Annotated in this window: 29 protein-coding genes and 1 tRNA gene; 17 read left to right on the forward strand and 13 right to left on the reverse strand. The window is 63.2% G+C overall.

Annotated features, from left to right (window positions below):
* Positions 1 to 42 precede the first annotated feature (42 nt).
* Positions 43 to 1,911, forward strand: coding sequence for a Glu-tRNA(Gln) amidotransferase subunit GatE (gatE, locus tag GJR96_RS11500; protein WP_151163051.1), 1,869 nt, complete (start codon positions 43 to 45; stop codon positions 1,909 to 1,911).
* Between the two features lie 38 nt (positions 1,912 to 1,949).
* Here the strand turns inward: gatE and GJR96_RS11505 are convergent, their stop codons facing one another.
* Together GJR96_RS11505 and GJR96_RS11510 are read right to left on the reverse strand one after the other, a co-directional pair.
* A complete protein-coding gene (locus GJR96_RS11505; protein WP_151163052.1) occupies positions 1,950 to 2,477 on the reverse strand; it encodes a hypothetical protein in 528 nt (175 codons plus the stop codon).
* A 1-nt stretch (position 2,478) separates the two neighbouring features.
* Entirely contained in the window at positions 2,479 to 3,399 is a 921-nt protein-coding gene (locus tag GJR96_RS11510; protein ID WP_151164017.1) for a M48 family metallopeptidase, read from the reverse strand.
* 131 nt (positions 3,400 to 3,530) lie between these two features.
* Here GJR96_RS11510 and GJR96_RS11515 point away from each other — a divergent pair, with 131 nt between their 5' ends.
* Entirely contained in the window at positions 3,531 to 3,986 is a 456-nt protein-coding gene (locus GJR96_RS11515) for a MaoC family dehydratase (protein ID WP_151163053.1), read from the forward strand.
* Positions 3,987 to 4,005: 19 nt separating this feature from the next.
* Here the strand turns inward: GJR96_RS11515 and GJR96_RS11520 are convergent, their stop codons facing one another.
* Both GJR96_RS11520 and GJR96_RS11525 read right to left on the reverse strand, forming a co-directional pair.
* Positions 4,006 to 4,806, reverse strand: coding sequence for an RNA methyltransferase (locus GJR96_RS11520; protein WP_151163054.1), 801 nt, complete (start codon positions 4,804 to 4,806; stop codon positions 4,006 to 4,008).
* The gene (locus tag GJR96_RS11525; protein WP_151163055.1) at positions 4,803 to 5,378 is read right to left on the reverse strand and encodes a hypothetical protein; all 576 of its coding nucleotides are present in this window, start codon (positions 5,376 to 5,378) and stop codon (positions 4,803 to 4,805) included. Before GJR96_RS11525 ends, GJR96_RS11520 begins: the two co-directional genes overlap by 4 nt.
* Positions 5,379 to 5,635: 257 nt before the next feature.
* On the opposite strand from GJR96_RS11525, the gene folP reads away from it, so the two are divergent.
* Positions 5,636 to 6,775: a dihydropteroate synthase gene (gene folP / locus GJR96_RS11530; RefSeq protein ID WP_151163056.1), complete on the forward strand. Its 1,140-nt coding sequence runs from the start codon at positions 5,636 to 5,638 to the stop codon at positions 6,773 to 6,775.
* Positions 6,776 to 7,018: 243 nt separating this feature from the next.
* The gene (locus tag GJR96_RS11535) at positions 7,019 to 7,696 is read left to right on the forward strand and encodes a 6-hydroxymethylpterin diphosphokinase MptE-like protein (protein WP_151163057.1); all 678 of its coding nucleotides are present in this window, start codon (positions 7,019 to 7,021) and stop codon (positions 7,694 to 7,696) included.
* 156 nt (positions 7,697 to 7,852) lie between these two features.
* On the opposite strand, the gene GJR96_RS11540 is transcribed toward GJR96_RS11535, so the two are convergent.
* Positions 7,853 to 8,665, reverse strand: a complete 813-nt coding sequence (locus GJR96_RS11540; protein WP_191965898.1) for a hypothetical protein — start codon at positions 8,663 to 8,665, stop codon at positions 7,853 to 7,855.
* 315 nt (positions 8,666 to 8,980) lie between these two features.
* On the opposite strand from GJR96_RS11540, the gene GJR96_RS11545 reads away from it, so the two are divergent.
* From GJR96_RS11545 to sod, 3 genes are all read left to right on the forward strand, one after another.
* On the forward strand, positions 8,981 to 10,417 hold the full coding sequence (locus GJR96_RS11545) for a cryptochrome/photolyase family protein (protein ID WP_151163059.1): 1,437 nt from the start codon (positions 8,981 to 8,983) through the stop codon (positions 10,415 to 10,417).
* A gap of 47 nt (positions 10,418 to 10,464) precedes the next feature.
* Positions 10,465 to 11,070, forward strand: coding sequence for a DJ-1/PfpI family protein (locus GJR96_RS11550; RefSeq protein WP_151163060.1), 606 nt, complete (start codon positions 10,465 to 10,467; stop codon positions 11,068 to 11,070).
* Positions 11,071 to 11,206: 136 nt separating this feature from the next.
* Positions 11,207 to 11,806: a superoxide dismutase gene (gene sod, locus GJR96_RS11555; protein ID WP_151163061.1), complete on the forward strand. Its 600-nt coding sequence runs from the start codon at positions 11,207 to 11,209 to the stop codon at positions 11,804 to 11,806.
* A gap of 91 nt (positions 11,807 to 11,897) precedes the next feature.
* On the opposite strand, the gene GJR96_RS11560 is transcribed toward sod, so the two are convergent.
* Positions 11,898 to 12,314: a DUF7522 family protein gene (locus GJR96_RS11560; RefSeq protein ID WP_151163062.1), complete on the reverse strand. Its 417-nt coding sequence runs from the start codon at positions 12,312 to 12,314 to the stop codon at positions 11,898 to 11,900.
* Positions 12,315 to 12,417: 103 nt separating this feature from the next.
* On the opposite strand from GJR96_RS11560, the gene GJR96_RS11565 reads away from it, so the two are divergent.
* A complete protein-coding gene (locus GJR96_RS11565) occupies positions 12,418 to 12,708 on the forward strand; it encodes a DUF5827 family protein (protein ID WP_151163063.1) in 291 nt (96 codons plus the stop codon).
* Positions 12,709 to 12,729: 21 nt separating this feature from the next.
* On the opposite strand, the gene GJR96_RS11570 is transcribed toward GJR96_RS11565, so the two are convergent.
* Complete coding sequence (locus tag GJR96_RS11570; protein ID WP_151163064.1) at positions 12,730 to 13,311, reverse strand: MBL fold metallo-hydrolase; 582 nt, start codon at positions 13,309 to 13,311, stop codon at positions 12,730 to 12,732.
* 151 nt (positions 13,312 to 13,462) lie between these two features.
* On the opposite strand from GJR96_RS11570, the gene thyA reads away from it, so the two are divergent.
* From thyA to GJR96_RS11585, 3 genes are read left to right on the forward strand one after another with little or no spacing between them, the layout of a single operon-like run.
* Positions 13,463 to 14,461, forward strand: a complete 999-nt coding sequence (gene thyA, locus GJR96_RS11575) for a thymidylate synthase (protein WP_151163065.1) — start codon at positions 13,463 to 13,465, stop codon at positions 14,459 to 14,461.
* The gene (locus GJR96_RS11580; RefSeq protein WP_151163066.1) at positions 14,458 to 14,997 is read left to right on the forward strand and encodes a dihydrofolate reductase; all 540 of its coding nucleotides are present in this window, start codon (positions 14,458 to 14,460) and stop codon (positions 14,995 to 14,997) included. The genes thyA and GJR96_RS11580 overlap by 4 nt, the downstream gene beginning before the upstream one ends.
* Entirely contained in the window at positions 14,994 to 15,194 is a 201-nt protein-coding gene (locus GJR96_RS11585) for a DUF4177 domain-containing protein (protein ID WP_151163067.1), read from the forward strand. The genes GJR96_RS11580 and GJR96_RS11585 overlap by 4 nt, the downstream gene beginning before the upstream one ends.
* 36 nt (positions 15,195 to 15,230) lie before the next feature.
* Here GJR96_RS11585 and GJR96_RS11590 read toward each other — a convergent pair whose 3' ends face one another.
* A complete protein-coding gene (locus GJR96_RS11590) occupies positions 15,231 to 15,713 on the reverse strand; it encodes a hypothetical protein (protein WP_151163068.1) in 483 nt (160 codons plus the stop codon).
* 57 nt (positions 15,714 to 15,770) lie between these two features.
* On the reverse strand, positions 15,771 to 17,204 hold the full coding sequence (gene sufB / locus GJR96_RS11595; RefSeq protein ID WP_151163069.1) for a Fe-S cluster assembly protein SufB: 1,434 nt from the start codon (positions 17,202 to 17,204) through the stop codon (positions 15,771 to 15,773).
* Between the two features lie 183 nt (positions 17,205 to 17,387).
* Between sufB and GJR96_RS11600 the strand changes: the two genes are divergently transcribed.
* From GJR96_RS11600 to GJR96_RS11615, 4 genes are all read left to right on the forward strand, one after another.
* Positions 17,388 to 18,239, forward strand: a complete 852-nt coding sequence (locus tag GJR96_RS11600) for a hypothetical protein (protein WP_151163070.1) — start codon at positions 17,388 to 17,390, stop codon at positions 18,237 to 18,239.
* 48 nt (positions 18,240 to 18,287) lie between these two features.
* Positions 18,288 to 18,470, forward strand: coding sequence for an HVO_2922 family protein (locus tag GJR96_RS11605; RefSeq protein ID WP_151163071.1), 183 nt, complete (start codon positions 18,288 to 18,290; stop codon positions 18,468 to 18,470).
* A 146-nt stretch (positions 18,471 to 18,616) separates the two neighbouring features.
* Positions 18,617 to 19,345, forward strand: coding sequence for an archaeal proteasome endopeptidase complex subunit alpha (locus GJR96_RS11610; protein WP_151163072.1), 729 nt, complete (start codon positions 18,617 to 18,619; stop codon positions 19,343 to 19,345).
* Positions 19,346 to 20,188: an MOSC domain-containing protein gene (locus GJR96_RS11615; RefSeq protein ID WP_151163073.1), complete on the forward strand. Its 843-nt coding sequence runs from the start codon at positions 19,346 to 19,348 to the stop codon at positions 20,186 to 20,188.
* 12 nt (positions 20,189 to 20,200) lie between these two features.
* Here the strand turns inward: GJR96_RS11615 and GJR96_RS11620 are convergent, their stop codons facing one another.
* Together GJR96_RS11620 and GJR96_RS11625 are read right to left on the reverse strand one after the other, a co-directional pair.
* On the reverse strand, positions 20,201 to 20,938 hold the full coding sequence (locus tag GJR96_RS11620) for an SDR family oxidoreductase (protein WP_151163074.1): 738 nt from the start codon (positions 20,936 to 20,938) through the stop codon (positions 20,201 to 20,203).
* Between the two features lie 47 nt (positions 20,939 to 20,985).
* The gene (locus tag GJR96_RS11625; RefSeq protein WP_154326226.1) at positions 20,986 to 21,126 is read right to left on the reverse strand and encodes a hypothetical protein; all 141 of its coding nucleotides are present in this window, start codon (positions 21,124 to 21,126) and stop codon (positions 20,986 to 20,988) included.
* 154 nt (positions 21,127 to 21,280) lie between these two features.
* Between GJR96_RS11625 and GJR96_RS11630 the strand changes: the two genes are divergently transcribed.
* Both GJR96_RS11630 and GJR96_RS11635 read left to right on the forward strand, forming a co-directional pair.
* Entirely contained in the window at positions 21,281 to 22,438 is a 1,158-nt protein-coding gene (locus GJR96_RS11630; protein WP_151163075.1) for a metal-dependent hydrolase family protein, read from the forward strand.
* Positions 22,439 to 22,522: 84 nt separating this feature from the next.
* Positions 22,523 to 22,597, forward strand: a tRNA-Glu gene (locus GJR96_RS11635).
* A 154-nt stretch (positions 22,598 to 22,751) separates the two neighbouring features.
* Here the strand turns inward: GJR96_RS11635 and GJR96_RS11640 are convergent.
* Both GJR96_RS11640 and GJR96_RS11645 read right to left on the reverse strand, forming a co-directional pair.
* Positions 22,752 to 23,252 carry a hypothetical protein gene (locus GJR96_RS11640; protein ID WP_151163076.1) on the reverse strand — a complete coding sequence of 167 codons (501 nt, stop codon included), beginning with the start codon at positions 23,250 to 23,252 and terminating at the stop codon, positions 22,752 to 22,754.
* A gap of 69 nt (positions 23,253 to 23,321) precedes the next feature.
* Positions 23,322 to 23,723, reverse strand: a complete 402-nt coding sequence (locus GJR96_RS11645; protein ID WP_151163077.1) for a universal stress protein — start codon at positions 23,721 to 23,723, stop codon at positions 23,322 to 23,324.
* Positions 23,724 to 23,770: the final 47 nt, after the last annotated feature.

The raw sequence follows: 23,770 nt of genomic DNA on the forward strand, positions 1-23,770 counted from the left end.
GACTGAATCCTTTTTTACTCCCCCCGAACGGAAGGGGTACCAATGAGCGAGTACGACTACGAGGACCTCGGTCTCGTCGCGGGACTCGAGATTCACCAGCAACTCGACACCGCGACGAAACTGTTCTGTGGGTGTCCCACGGAACTCCGGGAACCTGACGACGCCGCGCGGACGTTCACGCGCTTCCTGCACCCGACGAAGAGCGAACTGGGCGAACTCGACGACGCCGCCCTCGAAGAGAGCCGCGTCGAACGCGAGTTCGAGTACCTCGCCTACGACACGACCTGTCTGGTCGAAGAGGACGACGAACCGCCGCACGGCCTCGACGAAGAGGCGCGGACCGTCGTGATGCAAATCGCGTCGCTCCTCGACATGAACGTCGTCGACCAGGCGCACGTGATGCGCAAACTCGTCATCGACGGGTCGAACACCTCTGGCTTCCAGCGAACCACGCTCATCGCACAGGAAGGAGAGATTCAGACGAGCGACGGACCCGTCTCTATCGTCGACCTCATGCTCGAAGAGGAGTCCGCACAGCGTGTCGAAGAACGCGGTGACGACGTGCTCTTCAGCCTCGACCGCCTCGGCATCCCGCTGGTCGAAATTGGAACTGGACCGGACATCTCCTCGCCCGAGCAGGCGCGCGAGGCGGCCCAGACTATCGGCATGCTCCTGCGCTCCACCGGGAAGGTCAAGCGCGGCCTCGGTACCATCCGACAGGACGTGAACGTCTCCATCGCGGACGGTGCGCGCGTCGAAATCAAGGGCGTGCAGGCGCTCGACCAAATCGACGAAATCGTCCGTTTCGAGGTCGGTCGGCAGGCCGAACTCGTCGAGATTCGCGACGAACTCCAGTCGCGCGGCGCGTCCGTCGGCGACGTGACCGACGTGACCGACGTGTTCGCCGACTCCGACTCGGGCGTCATCCGCGGCGCACTCGACGACGGTGGAAAGGTCATGGGTGTCCGCCTCGCCGGATTCGATGGTCTCGTCGGCCGCGAACTCCAACCCGACCGCCGCCTCGGAACCGAATTCTCCGACCACGCCAAGCGCCACGGCGCGGGCGGCATCTTCCACACCGACGAACTCCCGGCTTACGGCGTCACCGAAGACGAAGTCGACGCACTCCGAGAGGCAGTCGATGCCGGTCCAGAGGACGCCGTCGCCATCGTCGCCGACGACCCCGAGACTGCTGACCTCGCTATCGACGCCGTCGCAGAGCGCGCGGAAGTCGCCATCGAGGAAGTCCCCGAAGAGACGCGCGGCGCCAACGACGACGGCACGACGCGCTACCTCCGTCCGCTTCCCGGCGCGGCACGGATGTACCCTGAGACGGACGTGCTTCCCGTCGACCTCGACCCGAGCGACGTGGAGACGCCCGAACTCCTCACCGAGAAGGAAGACCGCTATCAGGACGAGTTCGGCCTCGACGCCGGCCTCGCCGAACAGGTCGCCTACGGCCGCAAGATGCCCCTGTTCGAACAGGCTGTCGACGAGGGCATCGACGCGACGTTCGCCGCGGGCCTCCTCGAATCGACGTTGACCGAACTCCGCCGCGACGACGTTGCCGTCGAGAGTCTCTCCGACGACCACCTCCTCGCCGTCATGCACCTCGTCGAAGACGGTGACCTCGCCAAAGAGGGCGTCAACGACGTACTCTCGACTATCGCCGAGAACCCCGACCTCACGGCCGAGGAAGCGGTCGAAGAAGCGGGCCTCTCCGGCGTCTCCGACGACGAAGTCCGCGAGGCCATCGCGGAAGTCGTCGAGCGAAACGCCGAACAGGTCGAAGAACAGGGCATGGGCGCGTTCTCCGCGCTCATGGGCGAAGCGATGGGCGCACTCCGCGGCAAGGCTGACGGTGGCGTCGTGAGCGACGTACTCCGCGAAGAGATTCAAAAGCGGGCCTGAAGCGGAACCGCGATTTCCTGCTGCCTCTCGTTATTTTCTCACGACACTGAGCGACCGCCACCCCGGGTGAGTCGCTTCCATACCTGTCGTCCGACGTACTCGATACCGCCGGCGAGGAGAACGAGAACCATCAGCGCCGGCCCGAAGAAAATGAACATCCCCAGCGCGTCCGTCTCACCGCGGACGTGGAGAAAGGCCCACCAGACGAGTTCGGTGACGCCGAAGAGACCGACGAGTGGGACGACAAGACCACGGCAGGCGTACAATCGCGCGGTGACGACGACGAACCCGGCGAGGACGAGGAACGAGAAGGCGAGGAATCCAGTCGCCGCAAGCGGGTCTTCGACGAATCCCGACGGAAATGCGTCGGTCACGACTCTAGCGGCGACCCAGACGGCGAGTGTCGCGGTAGCGAAGACGACGCCGATTGTGGCTGAAGCCAGTCGGTTGCGAGCGATTCGTGTTCGGGCCGCGTACACGACGGCAACGAGGACGAGGCCGACAGCAGAGGCGACTGCGTGTGTTAGAACTCCACTGCCGAGAACCGGGTCGGGCGTTCCGGGCATCTCACCGCACCTCGACTCGCGTCGCCGACTGCTCGGCAATCTCGGTCAGTCGTTCCACACGCTCGTCCGTCGATGGGTGCGTCGAGAGCAACTCCGAGACCGGGTCGTCCATCTCGACTTCGCCGTAGACCCACAACGGTGTCAGTCCCCAACGGGGTTGGGCCGCCCGTTCTAACTTCCGGAGCGCGGACGCGAGGGCAAGCGGATTGCCCGTTACTGCCGCGGCGCGCGCGTCGGCGGCAAACTCCCGCTTGCGCGACTGCGAACGGATGAAGACCGTGAGTCCGAATCCGAAGACGCCGACGAACGTATCGAGTCCGAGACGAATTCGCCCCGGAATCGTCTCGTGCCACTCTCTCGGCCGTCCCTGTATCCACGCCGTGCCGAGTGCGACGCCCGTCGCCAGAAACGTCACCGGCGAGACGAAGAGGTACCCGATACCGACGAACGTCTGGCCGATGCTGGCGACGAGTGACTGCGTCAGGCCGTCTTTTCGTTCGAGGTGTGCGAGTTCGTGCGCGAGCAGGGCTTCGAACTCGTCCACGTCGAGCAGTCGAAAAAGTGCGCTGTCGAGGACGATTACGTCGCGGCCGAGTGGGTCGAGGGCCATCGCGTTCGGGGCCGAAAAGCGGGCCAGTTTCAGTTCCGGCGGGTCGATATCCATCTCGCCGGACAGTCGGTTGAGGAGGCGATGGATGGCGGGTGACTCCGTGGGTGACAGGTCGCGCGCGTCGAGTTGACTGAGCAGTTGGACCGTCCCGAACCGGAAACTTACGTAGCCGAGGGCGACAGCGACGCTCACGCCGACGACGGCAGTCGTCACTGGGTCCGGGCGCAGTCGCCAGAGCGTCACCACCGCGAACGCGCTGAGGGCACTGAGGAGGAGGTAAAACGCGAGGACGACGAACCCGATGAGTATCATCGGCAATCGCGAGCGATGCGGGGACTGAGCCATTCGGGTACAGATAGGGTGTCGAGTTGCAAACAGTTGTCGGGCGTGTCAGGTCGACCCACACCGCTACTTTCTCGATACCCCCGGACGAAGCGAGTGGCATGCGATTCTTCGAAGACCTCTCGGTCGGCGACATCTACGAGTATGGAGACTACACGGTCACCGAATCTGAGATTCTGGAGTTCGCCGAGCAGTACGACCCGCAGTGGTTCCACACAGACCCCGAGCGAGCGAAGGCTGAGTCGATGTACGGCGGCGTCATCGCGAGCGGATGGCACACGACGGCGATGACGATGCGCATGAACGTCGATGGATTCCTCGGCGACGCGGCGGCACTCGGCGCGAAGGGTGTGGACGAACTTCGCTGGTGGAAACCGGTCTACCCCGGCGACACGCTCCGTATCGATAACGAGGTGGTGGACAAAACGGTCGAAAGCGAGGACCGCGGACTCGCCGAGATTAAGACGACGACCTACGCGGAACGCGAGTCTGGCGAGGTAGAGGAGGTCTGTTCGTTCGTCGGTCTCGTGATGTTCGCGCGGCGAAGTGGCGAGTGAGCGGCGAAATGCGCGTTCGTTAGTCGTCGTCGCGGAACCGTTCGGGGTTCCGTGCGCGCTCTGCTGCACGTCGAAGGACGCCCGTGAGCGTCGCCGCCTCTCGCTCTGTCGGGTGCGCCCGGCCGATGAGGCGACGCATCATCTGCGACGTTTTCGCGCGCTTGTGTTCTCGGTAGTCGATGGCGTCGAGCAAGTCGTCGAAGAAGCGGTAGACGACATCTATCTCAGCCTCGGAGGCGCGTTCGCGTTCCACGTCGGGGAGTTGTGTCTCTTCGACGGTGAACCGACGCAGTTCGTACATGAGGATGGTCGCCGCCTGCCCGAGGTTGAGGACGGGATAGCGACCGTCTGCGGGGATACAGCACACCTCGTCCAGCATGGCAATCTCCTCGTTGTCGAGACCGGTCCCCTCGCGCCCGAAGACGAGGGCCGTCTTGGTCTTCACCGTCTCCAGCGAGTCGGCGAGTTCGACGGGCGTCTTGAAGGGATACCGGACGTGTCGGGTGGAGTCTTCGTGTGAGACGGCCGTCGTGCCGACGGTGTAGAACTCCTCGACGACTTCTTCTAGCGTCGTCTCCGTCGCGTTCGGGAGGACGTCTTCGCGGGCGTGGCCGGCGAATCCGTACGCTTCTCCGTCTGGGTCGAGCGGTGGCGGGTTGACGAGGCGGAGGTCGTAGATGCCGAAGTTCTTCATCGCTCGGGCGATGGTTCCGACGTTCCCCGGCGTCTCGGGTTCGACGACGACGACGACGAACTCGTGGTCCGCTCTCCTGGCGGCGGCGTTCCCGTCGTCGAGGAGCGAATCGCTCTCGTCGTTCATTTGGTCGGGTAATCCGTGCCCAGGTCCACGTCGTCTAAGTCTTCTTCGGTGAGCGGTGTGGAACCGTCGTCCGGTCCGTAGTCTCGAAGGTTGATACGCTCTCCTTCGAAGCCCTCGACCAGTCGTGCCTGAATCTCTGCGGCGTCTGGTGGCGACGGCAGGTCGTCGGGGTCGGTGTCGACGTACTCCAACCCGGCGTATCCGTCGGGTGCGTGGCCACCGTCCGCGAACCACTCGTGGAACGCGTCGGCGAAGACGGCGTCGCCGACGAGGTCACGGCCGTCCTCCTCGCGGAACCAGTAGAGGAAGTCCGGTTCGTGCTGGTCGCACAGGAGTACCTCTTCACCGGGTTCCCCGTAGACGATTCTCGCCTGTCGGCACTGCTCGACGTTCTCGTCGCCGTGTGTGAGGTAACACGCGTCGCACGGTTCTTCGACGAGTGTGACGAGGCGGACGAGGCGTTCGCGGGCGTCCTCGGGGATGTCGTCGAGTGGTTTGAATTCGCCCTCCTCGGTGAATATCTCGGACTCCTCGAATCGCCACCCTCGGAGTCCAACGCTGACCTTCGCCATGGTCTGAGGTAACCGAGCGGCGGATAAAAATGACGTGATGCCGGTCAGGCGTTCGAGACGGACTGCGGTCAGACGTTCGAAACGTGGCGTGCGAGTGGTCACTATTCGAGCAGCAGGGAATCGGGAGCAGTCACATCGTGCTCCTCGATAGGGTGCTGTGTACCTCTCGCCGTAGACTCGCGACGAGTCTCGCGAGAGATACCCCTAGCCAGTTCCGCGACCGGTCTGCATATGTTCGTGTGGTCCAACCGACGGGTATGCGAACCGTCGATGCGGCAGGACTCGAAATCGGCGACGACCACCCACCGCGAATCATGGGTGTGCTGAACGTCTCCAAGGAGTCGCCGTACAAGCCGAGCGTGTTCAACGACCCGAGTGAGGCCGCCGAATACGTCGACCGCGAACTCATCGACGAAGGGGCCGATATCGTCGACATCGGGCTCGAATCGGCCAACAAACGCCTCGACGTGCTCTCGGCCGAGGACGAACTCGACCGTCTCGACACCGCGCTGTCTGTCCTCGACCACGTCTCTGGCGACGCCGTCTTCTCTATCGAGACGCGCTACCACGAAGTCGCCGAGGCAGCCCTCGCCAACGGATTCGACATGGTAAACGACATCTGTGGGTTCGCCGACCCGAAGATGCCCGCGGTGTGCGAGGAGTTCGACGCCGCCGTCGCGAAGATGGCGAGTCCACCGGACCTCACTCGACCCGGTGCCATTGAGGAGGTAGACGACATCTACGACGCCCTCGAACTGAACGGCTTTACCGACAAGACCATCGTCGACCCGGCGTTCGGTGGGTGGTCCGAAGCGAAGACGCTCGAACACGACCGAGAGACGTTCCACCGCCTCCGCGAGTTCCGCGGATACGGCTATCCCATCCTCGTCTCCATCAACCGGAAGAACTTCCTCCGCGACGTCGCCGGACGGTCGACAGAAGACGCACTCCCCGTGAGTCTGGCCGCCACGTCGATGGCCGTCGAACGCGGCGCACACGTCATCCGAACCCACGACGTGCGAGAGACACGCGATGCGGCGCTCATCGGCCACGAGTTCAAACGCCGTCGCGTTCGGGAACCAGGTGACGTATCGGTCGAAGAACTCGACGTGACGACGCCGGGCGACGCAGCGCGACACCTCGACCGAATGGGTGCGCCGAGAGACGTCGCCGCCGAGAGCGTCACCCGCGTCTTCGAACTCGAAGGCCTCGCCGAATCCGACCGAGAGACGCTCGCTGCTGCTGCTGCCGACGCTGGTGCCGTCTTCGCGGGCGGCGAAACTGGTGGCCTCCTCGTCGGGACGCCTACCGCACTGCGCCGGGTTCCTGACGTCGTGAGAGGCAGTTCCGACGCACTCGAAGCGGCAGTCGAGACTATCGCACGGGGAGTTCAGTAAACACGGGGGAAATCGAGCGAGAGAGCGCCGCTTCGGCCGACTCGAACCATCGATGCCGGGTAGTCTGACCCGTCCAGTCGTCTGACGTTCGGCAGACACTGACCGTTCGACTAAGAGAAAACTTATACCATCCGACTCTAAAACGGTCCTGTGGACGCCGGAAGGGCACGCGGGTAGGGGTACACGAGTGCCATTCCGGCCCATACAGTTACACCCTGAGCAGCAGCACTCTGAGTATCAACAATGCGATTTACCGAGTGGGAACCCGTCTACGTACAGATTCTCGACAGTTTCGGGTTCGACCGGGTCGGTGACGAACTCGCTCGCGACACCCTCACTTCGCTCGTCACTCCCTTCGACCGCTCGCGTCTCGCGTGGGAGAGCAAGACTGTCGCAATCTGTGGCGCGGCCCCGTCGCTCGGCGACGAACTCGCTCGCGTGGACGACGCCGACGTTATCGTCGCCGCTTCGACTGCCGCAGACGTCGTCCTCGACGCTGGGTACGCCCTCGACTTGATGGTCACCGACCTCGACAAGAACCCGGAGACGGCAGTCTCGTTGACCGAGTCGGGGACACCCGTCGCCGCGGCAGCACACGGTGACAACATCCCTGCAATCCGTGAGTGGGTTCCCCAGTTCGAAGACGACCACGTCCTCGGGACCACGCAAGCGGCACCCGCCGGGCCCGTCGTCAACTGGGGCGGGTTCACCGACGGTGATAGAGCGGCGTTCCTCGCGGACGAACTCGGCGCGGGGCGACTCGTCTTCGCGGGGTGGGATTTCGACGACCCCACAGTCGACGAGACGAAAGCACAGAAACTGGCGTGGGCTGAGCGCCTGTTAGCGTGGCTCGAACGTCGTCGGAACGAGGAATTCTCGATTCTCGATGGCCGGCGAGACGATATCGAGCCACTTCCGTGACAGACCTGTCGTCTCGGAGGGTCACACCGCACGAATAGGTCCGAACTAACGCGGAAGAATACTGCTAACGAATCAGTAGGTGTAGCTTCGTGGACACGAGAGCGACGCGAGAGGAGCCGAGATGTCGGGCACCGTCTCGTGGTCTCTCGCCACCCCTCAGCGGGTACTTCGGGGGGGCGTCCCTGCCTCCGTGTCGGTACTGGACACGTCGGCCCGTTCTTCCTCGACGACGGCGTCGAAGAGTTCGGCGTTGCACCCACGGCAGGCGGCCGTGACGTGGCGCTTTCGTCCGTCCTCGTCCTCGTCGACCCGTTCGGTGTCTATCTCGACTGCACCATCGCAGGTCGGGCACGTGTGGAGGCTCAATCGAAGCGCACCGAGGACGCGGTTTCGGTCCGCAGTCGTGAGTTGCCACCAGTCCGGGTAGTGGCGACGAAACGTCACGACTGCGGTCAGGTCGGCGACGAAGGCGGCCCGCGACATCCAGTGCCCGATTGCGTTACTGTCGAGTCGGGCGAACAGGCCGTCTTCGTCCCACCCCATCTCGACACGGGAGTCGTCGACGCCGAGGAGTTCAGCGAGCGCAGTCTGGTCGTGGTCCCGACCGTCCATCGCAATCATTCGGCGACGCCAGTCGCTGGCGAACTCCTTGGAGACCGCGAGTCTGTCGGATTCGTCGTCCGTGAGGACACCCGCTTCGTACAGGTCGGAGACGAGGTCGACTCGCCCGCCGAGGGCGAGCGGCGGGGATGGTGATGCGACTGTCGAGACTGCTGATTTCGCCGGTGGGAGTTTCGGGAGGGTCGTCCCTCTGAGTTCGAACGCGGCGAACCCGAACACGACTGCTGGAGGGAGCACTCCGAGGACCAGACCGTACGGTGACCACACGAGCCACCCGAGTGTCCCACACATAACTGTCAGAAACACGAGTGGAATCCCGATTGGACTCCGCAGTAGCGGCTGTTTCATCTCGGGGTCGAGAGAGATTCGGCGCCCAGACATAGAGCATACAAGGTCCTCAGGTCGTATAGGTATGGACAGGGTACATCAGATAGCAAGAATGTAAACGTGTGGACTTATCTGAACTCGGTTAATAACATCACATTACCACGGACTATCAGTGGCCCATGCGTATCGTTATCACACCGAGAAGACTGAGATTTTCGAGACGAACGTGACCGTTCGAGCGTGTTTCAGGAGTAGGCAGACGTTTTTCGGGGTTTTCCACTAACTAAGCGTGTTTCTGCCGCTACATTAACGTCCACCGCGTCCTGAGGCGCGGGTATGGACGTGTTCTGGCATCGGCGTGACCTCCGCGTGGCCGACAACCGTGGACTGACGACGGCCACCGAGGACGCTCCCGCCATCCCTGTCTTCGTGTTCGACGACGAGGTTCTCGAACACGCGGGGCCTCCCCGTGTTCGGTACATGCTCGATGCTCTCGAGCGACTCCGGGCGTCGTACCAGACGCTCGAAAGCGACCTCCTCGTCGGACAAGGAGACCCGAGGACGCTCATCCCTTCGATTGCGGCGGAAGTCGGTGCCGACCGGGTCGTCTGGAACGAGGACTACTCGGGACTGGCCCGAGAACGCGACGCCGAGGTACGGTTGGCACTCGACGAGTCAGGTGTCGCCAGGGAGTCGGTCCACGACGCCATCTTCCACCAACCGGGGTCGATTACGACGAACGCAGGCGACCCGTACTCGGTGTACACCTACTTCTGGAAGAAGTGGCGGGACCGCGAAAAGCCAGCCCCGTACCCGACCCCCGATGCCGATTCGCTCGCGGACGCAGCGACGCTCGAATCAGTCGCCGAGGCGATACCGGAAGTCACCGTCGGCGAACTGCCGTCGCTCTCGGCCCTCGGGTTCGAGGACCCGGCGGCAGACGTCGTCTCGGCAGGACCCGAGGCGGCGCGAGAGCGACTCACCACCTTCTGTGAGGACGCCATCTACCGGTACGACGAGGACCGCGACTACCCGGTCCGGAGCGCCACGTCGAGACTCTCGACGGACTTGAAGTTCGGAACCATCGGAATCAGGGAGGTGTACGCGGCGACTGCCGAGGCCCGTGAGGGCGTGGGTGGCGAGCGAGACGAGTCTGTCGAGTCGTTTCAGTCACAACTGGCGTGGCGCGAGTTCTACACCCACGTCCTCCGGTTCAACCCCCACGTCGTCACGGAGAACTACAAGGAGTACGAACACGACATCGAGTGGCGCGACGACCCCGACGAACTCGCGGCGTGGAAGGAGGGCCGAACCGGCTATCCAATCGTCGACGCTGGGATGCGCCAACTGAAACAGGAAGCGTACATGCACAACCGCGTCCGCATGATTGTCGCCTCGTTCCTGACGAAGGACCTGTTGTGCGACTGGCGACACGGCTACGCCCACTTCCGCGAGTACCTCTCGGACCACGACACGGCGAACGACAACGGCGGGTGGCAGTGGGCCGCCTCGACGGGGACTGACGCCCAACCGTACTTCCGTATCTTCAATCCGATGACGCAGGGTGAGCGCTACGACCCGGACGCCGAGTACATCACGCAGTACGTCCCCGAGTTGGAGGGCGTGACGGCGAACACCATCCACGACTGGCACGAGATGAGCGAGATGGAACGGGAACGTGTTGCGCCCGACTACCCAGCACCAATCGTCGACCACTCGGAACGTCGGGAGATGGCGCTGGCGATGTTCGAGGCCGCCCGCGGTGACGACTAACTGATACAGAGCGAAACGCTATTTCTCCGGCCTGCGAGAGGCCAGCCATGCACGTCGCCATCCTCCTGTACGACGGATTCGACGAACTCGACGCCGTCGCACCCTTCGAAGTGTTCCAGAACGCCGGCGCATTCGGCGCAGACTGCCGCGCCGAACTCGTCACGCTCGACGACCGTGATTTCGTGACTGCGAGTCACGGGATGCGCGTCGGCGTCGATGGCGTCCTCGACCCGGAGGTGGACCGCCCTGACCTCCTCGTCGTCCCCGGCGGCGGGTGGAACTCTCGCGCCGAGCAGAGTGCGTGGGCAGAAGCAGAGAAGGGCGACGTTCCGGACGCGATAGCGACACTTCACGAGGCCGGAACGACTGTTGCTGGTGTCTGTACGGGCGGGATGCTCCTCTCGCGAGCAGGAATCCTCGACGGCAGACCCGCCGTCACTCACGGGAGTGCACTGGACGACTTACGTGAGACTGACGCCGAGATTGTCTCTGCTCGCGTCGTCGACGATGGTGACGTACTCACTGCCGGTGGCGTCACCTCGGGTCTCGACCTCTCGTTGCACGTCGTCGAGCGCGAGTTCGGAACCGACGTCGCAGACCGCGTGGCCACAGAAATCGAATACGAACGACGAGAGACCCCGTTCGAAGGCTGACACGTCGAGATTTTTGCGGCAAGCTACGTCACCGAAATCGCCCGACTCCGGCCCGAACGCGAGTGTTCTATGCTACCATACCTCTCCTCAACTTTTAACAGGATTCCGCCCGACCCTCAATACGGAGGTTTACATAATGAGCTACGAACTCGACCCGCTTCCGTACGATTACGACGCGCTCGAACCGCACATCTCCGAACAAGTCCTGACGTGGCATCACGACACCCACCATCAGGGCTACGTCAACGGATGGAACGCGGCCGAAGAGACGCTGGCCGAAAACCGCGAAGCCGGCGAGTTCGGTTCGTCCGCCGGTGCGCTCCGCAACGTCACGCACAACGGCTCCGGTCACATCCTGCACGACCTCTTCTGGCAGAACATGTCGCCGGAAGGCGGTGACGAGCCCGAGGGTGCGCTCGCGGACCGCATCGCGGAGGACTTCGGCTCCTACGAAGCCTGGAAGGGCGAGTTCGAGGCTGCTGCCGGCGCTGCCGGTGGCTGGGCGCTCCTCGTCTACGACTCGTTCTCGAACCAACTCCGCAACGTCGTGGTCGACAAGCACGACCAGGGCGCACTCTGGGGCAGTCACCCTATCCTCGCCCTCGACGTCTGGGAACACTCCTACTACCACGACTACGGCCCGGCCCGCGGTGACTTCGTCAGCGCGTTCTTCGAAGTCGTCGACTGGGAAGAGCCATCGGCCCGCTACGAGCAGGCCGTCGAACTCTTCGAGTAGACCCGCACATCCCGACATTTCTTTTGGCGACTGCTCCCGTGAGCGGCGGTATCGAAGAGAACAGCGTCCAAGACCGTAACGTCACTCCGAATCAGTCGAGGGGAGTCTCGACGGTGACGAGCGACGAGACGTCGAATTCTGCATCGATTTCCTGTAGACGGTCGTTCAGCGTGGCGAAATCTCGGCCACCAGATTCGCGGTCGAATCCCGCGAACACGCCGACAGGCTTGCCACCGACGAACGTCCGGAACTGCTCGAACGTGTCGAACCCGCGGACGGTGTAGCCGTAGTCGGCGTAGTAGAGTGCCTCGTAGGTGTCTCGCGTCACGTAGCCGAACCGCTCGTTGTCCACTAATCGAGACACGTCGACCGAGTCTATCGCGTCGGCGACGTCGTCTCTGAGGTAGAGATGCTCGTATCCTCCTCGGTCGAAGACCCAGAGGTCCCGTAGTGCGTCCCCGCCGAACGACTGGAAGATTTCGACGAGGCGTGAAGTAGCATCGCTCATCGCTCTCGTGTCCCACTCACTAGTGATAAGTATTGGCATGACAAAGGGCGGCCGTCGCCGCAGGGTCGTCGGGGTTTTGCCAGTCGGCGGAGAAACGGTGTGTATGCCCAAACCGAAAGACGAGTTCGATACCCTCTACGGGTACCTCCTGTACGAACCAGCCGACGTTCTCCACGCCGACTACATGTACACCGTCCCCGAGATTGCCCGGATGCTGCAAGGCCTCGACCCGACGACGGAACTCAGCGAGGACACCGAAGACCGCCTCATCGAGTGGACGATTCCGTGGATTATCGTCAATCAGGAAGACTTCGTCATCAACGACCCCCGAAGCGACGAACCGGGGTACTACGGACTCCACCCGGACGCCGTCCCGGACGAAGACGAAGAGTAATCGTTCCGAACTGCGCCAGACTCAGCGATTCACTCGTGCGGCACGGGCCGCCAATTCGAGGTCATCCTGTGGTCGCGTGACGATGCTCGGGCCGTGACCCGTGTATATCTCGGTTACGTCGTCGCCGGTGGCTTCGCGGAGACGGTCGATGCTCTCGATGAGTACCTCGCGGTCACCTTCCGGGAGGTCGGTCCGGCCGAACCCACCGTTGGCGAAGACTAGGTCGCCGGCGAAGCAGACCCCAGAACCACGAGAGAAGAAACAGAGGTGGTCGTCTTTGTGCCCCGGCGTGTGGATAGCCTCGTACACGTCGTCGCCGATTTGGATGCGTTCGCCGTCTTCGATGCGGTTGTCGACGGCGAGATTGCCGGCGTCGTAGCCCCACGTTTGTACGTCGAACGCGTCCCGTAACGCATCGACGTTGCCGACGTGGTCAGGGTGCGTGTGTGTGAGGTAGACGGCGTCTACCTCGTCTGTGAACTCCTGAATCTTCGGGACGATGTCGAAGTTCGCCCCGGCGTCGACGAGTGCGGTGGTGTCCCCATCGACGAGAAAGACGTTGCTGGTGAACGTCCGAATCCCCTGCGCGAGATTGCGAATCATGGCGCATCATACGGCGAGCGGGGTCTTTCGTGTTGTGGGACCTGCAACCGAGACGAGTCTCCCGACTCGGCCGCGTTCCGAGATTTCATATACTGTGAGGCAACCACATCACTAACGAACACTGCTCGCTTCGGGCACCCCCTCACCACCAATGCGCCAATACCTCGACCTCGTCACGGACGTTCTCGGCACCGGCACGTACAAGCCTAATCGAACGGGTGTAGACACCATCTCGGGCTTTTCGAAGCACTACGAAGTCGACCTGCAGGAGGGCTTCCCACTGCTCACGACCAAGGACCTCTCGGGATTCCGCTGGAACTCGCTCATCCACGAACTCCTGTGGTACCTCTCCGGCGAGGAACACATCAAGAACCTCCGCGAGGAGACGGGCATCTGGAACGCGTGGGCCGACGAGGAAGGACACCTCGACACGGCGTACGGCCGCTTCTGGCGACGCTACCCCGTCCCCGAGGAGGGACTTCCGGGCGAGGCGTGGCCCGACGACGACCAGCGCTGGATGAACGACGAAGGCACGTTCGACCAACTCGCGTACGTCCTCGACACGCTCGAAGAGAACCCCAACTCCCGGCGAATGGTCATCAACGCGTGGCACCCCGCGAACGCCGCCGTCTCGACGCTTCCGCCGTGTCACTACACCTTCGTCTTCAACGTGCAGGGCGGCACACTCAACCTCCACTTGACGCAGCGCTCCGGCGACATCGCACTCGGCGTCCCGTTCAATCTCGCCGCGTACGCCATCCTCGCGCAGGTCGTCGCCCAGCAGGCGGGGTTCGAACTCGGGAAGTTCGCCCACACCATCGTCGACGCCCACGTGTACTGCGGAACCGGCGAACGCGGGGCGTGGTACGATGAGAACCTCGACGAACTCCAGTCTCGTCTCGCGGACGCACAGTCCGGCGAAGACTACCTCGACGTACGCGAATGGCTTCTCGAAACGGCCCCCGAAGAGGCCGACGGCGAGGAAGATTACGACCACGTTCCCGGCTTGCTCTTGCAGGCCTCCCGCGAACCGCGTGAACGCCCGACGCTCGACGTAGCAGACGTGCCTCTCTCGGACCTCACCTTCGACGATATCGTCCTCCGCGACTACGACCCCGCCGACGGGATTCGCTTCGCGGTGGCCGAATGAGCGGAGAGACGCCCGTCCGGTTCGTCCTCGTCGCCGCCGTCGCCGACAACCGTGTCATCGGCCGTGACGGCGAGATGCCGTGGCACCTCCCGGAAGACCTCGCGCACTTCAAGGAGACGACGATGGGTCACCCCGTCGTCATGGGTCGAAAGACGTACGAGAGCATCGCGCGGCACCTCGACGGTCCGCTTCCGGGTCGACACAGCGTCGTCCTCACGAGTCGTGATATCGACCTTCCCGACGGCGCAGAGACAGTCGCGTCGATAGACGAAGCGGTCACCGCCAGCCACGTTGCCGCCGACGACATGGGTGTCGAAACGGTGTACGTCGTCGGTGGGGCGACGGTCTACGAGCAGTTCGTAGACCGGGCGTCGGGGATGGTCCTCACCGAACTCGACGAGGCGTACGAGGGTGACACTCGGTTCCCCGAGTGGGACCCGGAGGTGTGGGTCGAGACGGACCGCGACGAGAGAGATGGGTTCGCGTTCGTCGTCTACGTGCGTCGTGACGAGTCGACCTCGGGTGACGAGCGATGACCGACACTCGCTGGGAGTACAAAATCGTCAGAACGAGCGACGGTGGCCTCTTCAGCGGCGACACCGGCCCGATGGAAGACGCGCTCAACTCACTCGGCGGTGATGGCTGGGAACTCGTCGATACGATTTCGGACTCACGCGGTGCCGGCGCAGGAAGCGGACAGACGGCGCTGGTATTCAAACGACCCCGAAGATAATCGGGACTCCGGTTACCCCTCGAATGGAGGTGTGAGTCACCCTTCGAGCGTCCGGAACAACGGTGCCGAATGCTCGTTCTCCAGCGTGACCATTTCCTCCCCGTTGAACGTCACCGTGAACGACTCGTGGTCGCTCGGAATCGACACGACTGCGTCCATCGTCGTCCGTGGCGTGCAGTCGTCGGACGGCGGTTTGTCGTCCTCTTCGGGTGTCGCAGTCACTCGGTAGATGTACACGCCGTCTTCCGGGTTCTCGATGGTCCCGTCGATGCGCACACTCGGCGTCTCGTGTGTGAAGGTGCGATTGAAGACGAACGTCGTCTGTTCGCCGGCGGGGGTTCGTCCCACCCACGACGCGGGTGAACTTTCGTCTGCCGCGAGACAGCCGGTTCCGGACGAAATCGACGACGTGGGGGACGCGGCCATCTCGGTCGGTGTGACGAACGCGACGGTGGCACCGCCGAGGACGACGCCGACGACGAAGACAGCGACGAGAGCAGGTGCTGAATACGAGGACATACCAGAACGAACGCTTCACGAGAGAATAAGAGGGTAGTGGAGTGTGTTACCGAACGACTATCCGAGGCTCCCCTCCATCTCGAGTTCGACCAGTCTGTTGAGTTCGACTGCGTACTCGATGGGCAGTTCCTTCGTGATTGGTTCGATGAACCCCGAGACGATGAGTTGCTTGGCCTCGTCGTCGCCGAGGCCACGTGACTGGAGGTAGAACACGTCTTCGTCGCCAATCTTTCCGACCGTCGCCTCGTGCGCCACGTCGACTTTGTTCTCGTGAATCTCGATGTGAGGCATCGTGTCCGAGGTGGACACATTGTCGAACATCAGTGCGTCGCACTCCACGGAACACGAGGAGTCCGTCGCGCCGTGTGCGATACGGACGAGGCCGCGGTAGTTGGTGCGGCCACCGCCGCGTGAGATAGACTTCGAGACGATAGTCGACTTCGTCTCGGGGGCGTTGTGGTAGACTTTCGCGCCGGTGTCGATGTTCTGTCCTTCGCTGGCGAAGGCGATGGTGATGTGGTTGTCAGAGGCTCCACGGCCGTTGAGAATCGTCGCCGGGTAGAGCATGGTGGCCTTCGACCCCATCGAGCCCGAAATCCACTCCATGCGCCCGTTTTTGCCGACGATGGCACGCTTCGTGTTGAGGTTGTACGTGTTCTTCGACCAGTTCTGGACGGTCGAATACTGCACGTGCGCTCCCTCCTTTACGAACACCTCGACACACCCCGAGTGGAGGTTGAACGCGGAGTATTTGGGTGCCGAACAGCCCTCGATATAGTGGACCTCGGAGTTCTTCTCCGCGACGATGAGCGTGTGTTCGAACTGGCCCATGCCGGCCGAGTTCATGCGGAAGTACGCTTGCACAGGCATGTCGACGGTGACACCCTCCGGAACGTAGACGAACGACCCGCCGGACCAGATTGCGCCGTGGAGTGCGGCGAACTTGTTGTCGCTCGGCGGGACGCACTTCGTCATGAAGTACTCCTCGACGAGGTCGGGGTGTTCGCGGACGGCCTTGTCCATGTCCATGAAGACGACCCCTTCTTTCTCCCACTCCTCACGCATGTTCTGGTAGACGATTTCCGACTCGTACTGGGCACCGACGCCGGAGAGGGCGTTCTTCTCGGCTTCCGGGATACCCAGTTTGTCGAACGTGTCGCGGATGTCCTCCGGCAGGTCACGCCAGTCGCGGACGCCACCGCGTACCTCCACGTCGGGACGGATGTACGGCACGATGACGTCCACGTCGACTTCCGAGAGGTCGGGTTGGCCGGGCCACCCACTCGGCATCGGCATCTGCTGGAACATCCGAAGCGCGCGGAGGCGACGCTCCAGCATCCACTCCGGTTCACCCTTGTCCTCGGAGATGACCCGGACGGTCTCTTCGGTGAGGCCTTTCTCGGCCACGAACGCGGCCTTCTGCTCCTTCTTGAAGTCGAATCGGTTCTGGACGTCTGCCTCCTCGAAGTGTTTCTCCTGACGGGTGCTCATAACACCTAGAGAGGGGTTCTCAGAGGATATGAGGGTGCCTACGGAGTCTCAGACGACAGAGAGTCGTCTCGAAGAGAACGACGACGGCCTGAGACGACTGTGAGGGAACTCGTCGATGGGTGTCGCACGCAGTTTTATTGAGTAAACCGTCGTTCTAGAACGAGACGCGGACAATTTGGTACCATGACACGTTCAACGCTTCTCGACCGGGTTCGCCAACCCGAATACACCGGCGAAAACCGGTGTGTTCCCTGTACCGTCGTGAACGTCCTTATCGCGGCCGCGACGAGTCTCGTCCTCGGCATCGTATGGGTCCCGCTTGGTCTCGTTTCGTTCGTCGTCTTCGCGGGCGTCATCTACACTCGTGGCTATCTCGTTCCGGGGACGCCGACGCTGACGAAACGATACCTCCCCGACCGCGTCCTCCGCTGGTTCGACAAAGAACCGACGCCGAGGGACGAAGTCGGTGTGGGTGGTGACGCGATGTTCGACACGGGAGACGAGACCATCGAACTCGACGTGGAGGCAGTGTTACAGGGCGCTCGGGCCCTCGAACAGTGCGAAGACGTGGACGACCTCTGCCTGACAGACGACTTCGAAACCGCGTGGACGCGTGAGATTCAGCGAACCGACGATGCTGTCGTTCGACGGCGACTCGCGGCCATGCTCGGCATCGACGCCGACAGAATCTCGTTGGCGGACCGTGGCCGATGGTTCGTCGCCAACGTCGGCGGCACGTACGTCGGCCGGTGGGAGTCACACGGTGCGCTGGTCGCCGACGTGGCGGCCGATACCGTCCTCGAAGACCGAATCGACGACTGGGACGCACTCGCCAACGACCACCGAAGTGCACTGGCGAGAGGCATCCGTGTGTACCTCGACCAGTGTCCGGACTGCGGCGGGGCGGTTCAGTTCAACCAAGAGACGGCGGAGTCGTGTTGTCGCTCGTGGGACGTCCTCGTCACTCGGTGCGACGACTGCGGGAGTCGGTTGTTCGAAGTCGACCTGTCTACGGTCGAAGAAGCGCCGGCATGACCGCGAGACGGGGAGACATTTTTCGTCGTTGACAGCATTGCGTCACGTATGAGCAAAGCGCACTTCGAGGTGTACGTCGACGCCGAGGGACAGTATCGGTGGCGTCTCGTCCACGACAACGGAAACATCCTCGCGGACTCGGGCGAGGGGTACGCGTCGAAACAGAAGGCTAAACAGGGTATTCAGAGCGTCAAACAGAACGCTTCGGAGGCCGAAGTCGTCGAGAAGTGACCCGTCGGCGAGTGTCTCCGCGCCGCGATAACGGGACCCCACGACGTGAACCCCACACCACTGCCGGGTGTGGAGGCTTTTTCCGCCTCCGGAACCGACCACGGGGTAATGACGAACGTCGCCCTCGCGACTGAGGTGGTTGCCCGATGAACCGAAACGACAAACAAGCGTACGACCGCGGAACCTCCCTGTTCTCACCGGATGGCCGTATCTATCAGGTCGAATACGCGCGTGAGGCCGTCAAACGCGGTGCGCCGGTCGTCGGCGTCAGAACGACGGACGGTGTCGTCCTCGCGGCCCAGCGCTCTTCGCCCTCGTCGCTCATGGAGACGAAGAGCATCGAGAAGATTCACAAACTCGACGACTCCCTCGGTGCTGCCAGTGCGGGCCACGTCGCCGACGCGCGCAAACTCGTGGACTTCGCTCGAACGACCGCGCAGCGTGAGCGACTCCGCTACGGCGAACCGATTGGCGTCGAAGCGCTCACGAAGGCCATCACCGACAACATCCAAGAGAGCACGCAGTCCGGCGGCACCCGACCATACGGCGCGTCGCTCCTCATCGGCGGCGTCGAAGACGGGCGAGGACGCCTCTTTGCGACCGACCCCTCGGGCACCCCACAAGAGTGGAAGGCCGTCGCTATCGGTGGCCGCCGCAACGACATTCAGGCCGCCCTCGAAGCGCAGTACACGGACGACCTGTCGCTCGACGACGGTCTCTCCCTCGCGCTGGGTGCACTGCGTGAGGCGGACCCCGAACTCACCGCCAGCGACGTGAGCGCCGTCACGTTGTCCGAAGACGGGTTCGTGACGCTCGACGAAGCGACGATTTCCGAAGCGTTCGCCGACGTCGAACCCGACGCGGACGAGGAGTAGATGACGGACGGGGCAGAGGCGGACGACCAGCAGACAGCAGACGCCGCAGCGACGCTGGACCGTATCGCGGTCTATCCAGTGAAATCGCTGGACCCAGAATACGTCGAGCGAACCCAACTCGTCGAAAACGGTGGCCTCTCCGGCGACCGCGAGTACGCCATCTTCGACGCGGACGGAAACTACGTCAACGGGAAGCGAGAACGCGCGATTCACCGAATCAGAAGTTCGGTCTCACTCGACGACGACACGATTCGACTCTCTGCGCCCGACTGTGACGACTACGACGGTCCAATCGCCGACGCCGACGACTGGCTTTCGACGTACTTCGGGTACGACGTCGAACTCCGGCGCGATTCTTCGGGGGGGTTCCCCGACGACACCACCGCCAGCGGTCCGACTGTCATCTCGACGGCGACGCTCGAACGGGTCGCGTCGTGGTTCGACGGCATCGACACCGACGAGATGCGTCGCCGACTCCGGCCGAACCTCGAACTCGACGCTCCCGACCCGTTCTGGGAGGACCACCTGTTCGACCGCCGAGAGACGGGCGTCGAGTTCAGTATCGGGCTCGCCTCGTTCGTGGGAATCAACCCGTGTCAACGCTGTGTGGTCCCGACACGCGACCCCGACACCGGCGAAGCGACGCCAGCGTTCCGCGAAACCTTCGTGACGAAGCGCCGCGAGACGCTTCCCCCGTGGTCCGGCGGCGACTGGTTCGACCACGACTTCCGACTCATGGTCAACACCGTCGTCCCCGAGTCCTCGTGGGGTGAGACGCTCACCGTCGCTGACGATGTTACCGTCGGTGACGTGGTGTCGGCCGACAGTCTCGGTCTGGCGTGAGGAGGTTCCGATTTACCACCCGGTGAACTTGTCGCGCCGGTAGAGGTCGAGTTCGCTGACGGTCGAATCGTCCTGTAGCGCAGCGAACCGAATCGCGTTGGCTATCTCTTCTGGTTCGGTGACTTCACCGGACTCGAATCGGACTTCGAACGCTTCCCCGTCTTCCGACCCGAACTCCGTTCTGACCTCACTCGGGTTGACGACCGTGATACCGACGTCGGCGTCGCCGACCTGCCCTTCGAGGCTGTGGGCGAACCCGCGAACCCACCACTTGGAGGCGGCGTACACCGGGTTGAACGGCCGGGGATACTGCCCGGCGAAACTGCCGACGAAGATGAGGTTCCCCGCCGTCTCGCGGAGGTGTGGGAGGGCGGCACGAGAGACGAAGAAGACGCCGTCGACGTTCGTGTCCATCATCTGCCGATACTCGGTGGTCGACATCGACTCGACGTCCGACCCGCGGGCGAGGCCTGCGTTGTTCACGACGACGTCGAGGCGGCCGAACTCGTCTCTCGTCTGGTCGAACGCCGCTTCGACGGCGTCTTCGTCGCGGACGTCAGTCGGGACGACGAGCGTCTCGACGCCGTACTCGGATTCGAGGTCCGCGGCGATACCGAGCAGTCGGTCCTCGCGTCGAGCGAGGAGGACGACGTTCGCGCCCGCGTCTGCGAGGGCGTGTGCGGTTGCTTCGCCGATACCTGCGCTCGCCCCGGTGACGAGTGCGACACGGTCTGCCAGATTGTCACGCATAGTAGTCGGTGTGACGGGGAGGACAATCAACGATTCCCCTGACGGCGTCACCCTAACCCGCGGCCCGGGGGGTCACCGAGCGTCCCGTGATATCGAAGCCAGATGTAGGCGCCGACCGGGAGGAACACGAACAGGAGGAACATCGCGAGTTTGACGAAGGTGTCGAGAAGCGCGAATGGTGGGGACATACGCACCTCCAAAATGTACGTCCAAGTCAAAATGCGTTGGTGCCGGCCGTCGGTTGTCGTCGTTCGGTCGGAGAGTACAGATAGTGGGGTCAGTCACCCGTGCCACCTCGCCGCCACCCACGTCTTTACATCGTCGTACCGGGTTGAGAGAGGCATGTTCACACTCACCGGTGCACGGGTCGTCGATGCCGACGGAACCCGCGACGCCAACGTCGTCATCGACGAAACGACGGGACGAATCGAATCGGTCGGTGACGACATCGACGGTGAGGCGCGCGACGTGTCGGGCCTCGTCGTCGCGCCCGGGCTCATCGACTCCCACGTCCACCTGATGATGGACAGTCGTCCCGACGTGGCGTCGTACAGAAGTGACCCAGTCGAGCGTGCCTGTTACCGGGCGACCGCCAGTCTCCGCGAGACACTCGAAGCAGGCGTCACGACGGTCCGTGACCTCGGGTCGCCGGGGGACCTCGCGACGAGTGCAAAAGCCGCCGTCGCCGACGGTGACGTCCCCGGCCCGCGTGTCCTCGCCGCCGGTGAGAACGTCGTCATGACTGGTGGTCACGGCCACTGGTTCGGCCGCGAAGCGGACGGCCCCAACGAAGTCCGAAAAGCCGCCCGTGAACAACTCAAGCGTGGCGCTGACGTGGTCAAGTGCATGGCGACCGGTGGAGTCCTTACGGAGGGTGCGGTCACGGGTGCCCCTGAACTCACCGAAGACGAGATTCGCGCCCTCGTGGACGCCGCGAGTGCCAAAGGCGTCCCAACCGCGGCCCACGCCCACGGCGAAGAAGGAATCAAAAACGCTGCCCGCGCCGGCATCACCAGCATCGAACACGGGATGTTCATGGACGAGGAAGCGGCCCAATTGCTCGCCGAAAACGGGACGTACTGGGTCCCGACAGCCTCGGCAGTCCTCGAAATCGTCGAACACGGAATCGACGCCGGCATCCCCGAAGAGGCAGTCGCCAAGGCAGAAGACGCCGCCGAACGCTTCGAAGTCGCGTGGGAACACGCCCTCGACGCCGGTGTGAAGATTGCGATGGGAACCGACGCGGGGACGCCGTTCAACGAACACGGCCAGAACGCGCTCCGCGAGATGGAACTGATGGTCGACTACGGCCTCTCACCCGCCGAAGCCCTCGACGCGGCAACCGTCAGCGCGGCAGACTTACTCGGACTGGACGACGTCGGCAAAGTCGCCGAGGGGTACGTCGCTGACCTCGTCGTCCTCGCCGACGACCCGAGCGACGATGCGAGTGCGTGGCGGACGACTGAGCAGGTGTATCGCGCCGGGTCACAGGTCGTCTAATCGCAACACGGCAGTGGGTGTCATACCCCTTCAGAAACGACAACCTTTTACGAAACCGCGCGATAACTGTGAATGTACCAACGTGCTCTGTTGGTGTAGTCCGGCCAATCATATCACCCTCTCACGGTGATGACCAGGGTTCGAATCCCTGACGGAGCACTTCTCTGACGAACTACCTTCCAAGCGACTGCTGTGCGTGTCGCGCGGACTGTGAGCCTGTGTGAGCGACTCGAAGGGATTCGAATCAGAGAGCGTCGCGAACGAAGTGGGCAGAGCGACCGTGTTCGAGTCCCTGCCAGAGTGCCCGCACTCCTCACCCAGAACGCATCCGCACCCACAGTTCACTCCCCGGATACCGTGTCCGAACCGACGGCGAGGCGAGTACAGCGAGCATGAAGAGTCCGAGCAGTGCGTACAGCGGTTGCAGAACGTCGATGTAGCCGACGATGGCGACTTCGACGGCAATCCACACGAGCAGGGCACCGCCGACGACCACGCCGAGAGCCCACGCCCACGCGCGCCGCGCGAACAACCCGTACAGTGCGACGAGCGGGAGGAGACCGAGGACCACGAAGAGAATCACACCGGGAATGGTGTAGTCCGAAAACGGTGACCCAGCGAGAAGCGTCGGGTCGATGTCGATGACTGCATCGACGCGACTCCCATCCGGCGCGGCGACGAGTGCGGCACCGCCGAAGAGCGCCGTCGCCGACAGGAGAACCACGCTCGCGACGAACGCCCAGAGGGTAACCGGCCACGATTCGGCCGTGGCTCTCGTCGACGCACTCCCGTCGGTCGTTGAGTCGGTGCGCATACCCGAGAAACGTGAGCCGAGAAGAAAAAGCGCGGTGTCAGGATGCCGGTGAACCGAGATGCGGGTGGGCTATCCGGTGACCGTCACCGGAACGTCGGATTTGAGGATGACCGTCTGGGTGACGCTCCCGAAGACGGCCTTGCCGGCGGGCGAGCGTTTTCGCCCACCCATGACGACGTGGTCGGCGTCGACTTCGTCGACCAGTTCGATGATGCCGTCTTCCGGTGGGGCGCTGGCCTCGACGGTGGTTACCTCGACGCCGTGGTCTTCGAGGTACTCTCTGGCTCGCTTCACACTCGCGACGCGTCCCGGGTGCTGCATCGATTTTGGAGCGTCTTTCTCTCGCCCGTGCATCACGTGCGTCAACACGGCCTCTGCTTCGGACAGGTCGTACGGTTGGTCGGTGACGAACCTCGCTTGTCGAAGCGCACGGTCCTCGTCGTCGTCGATGGGGATGAGTAGTCGGTACATACTCTGACGTCGTGCGCGTAGGTTCGTGCCTCGATACCCTCGAAACC

It is taken from the genome of Haloferax litoreum (assembly GCF_009674605.1).
Lineage (GTDB): Archaea > Halobacteriota > Halobacteria > Halobacteriales > Haloferacaceae > Haloferax > Haloferax litoreum.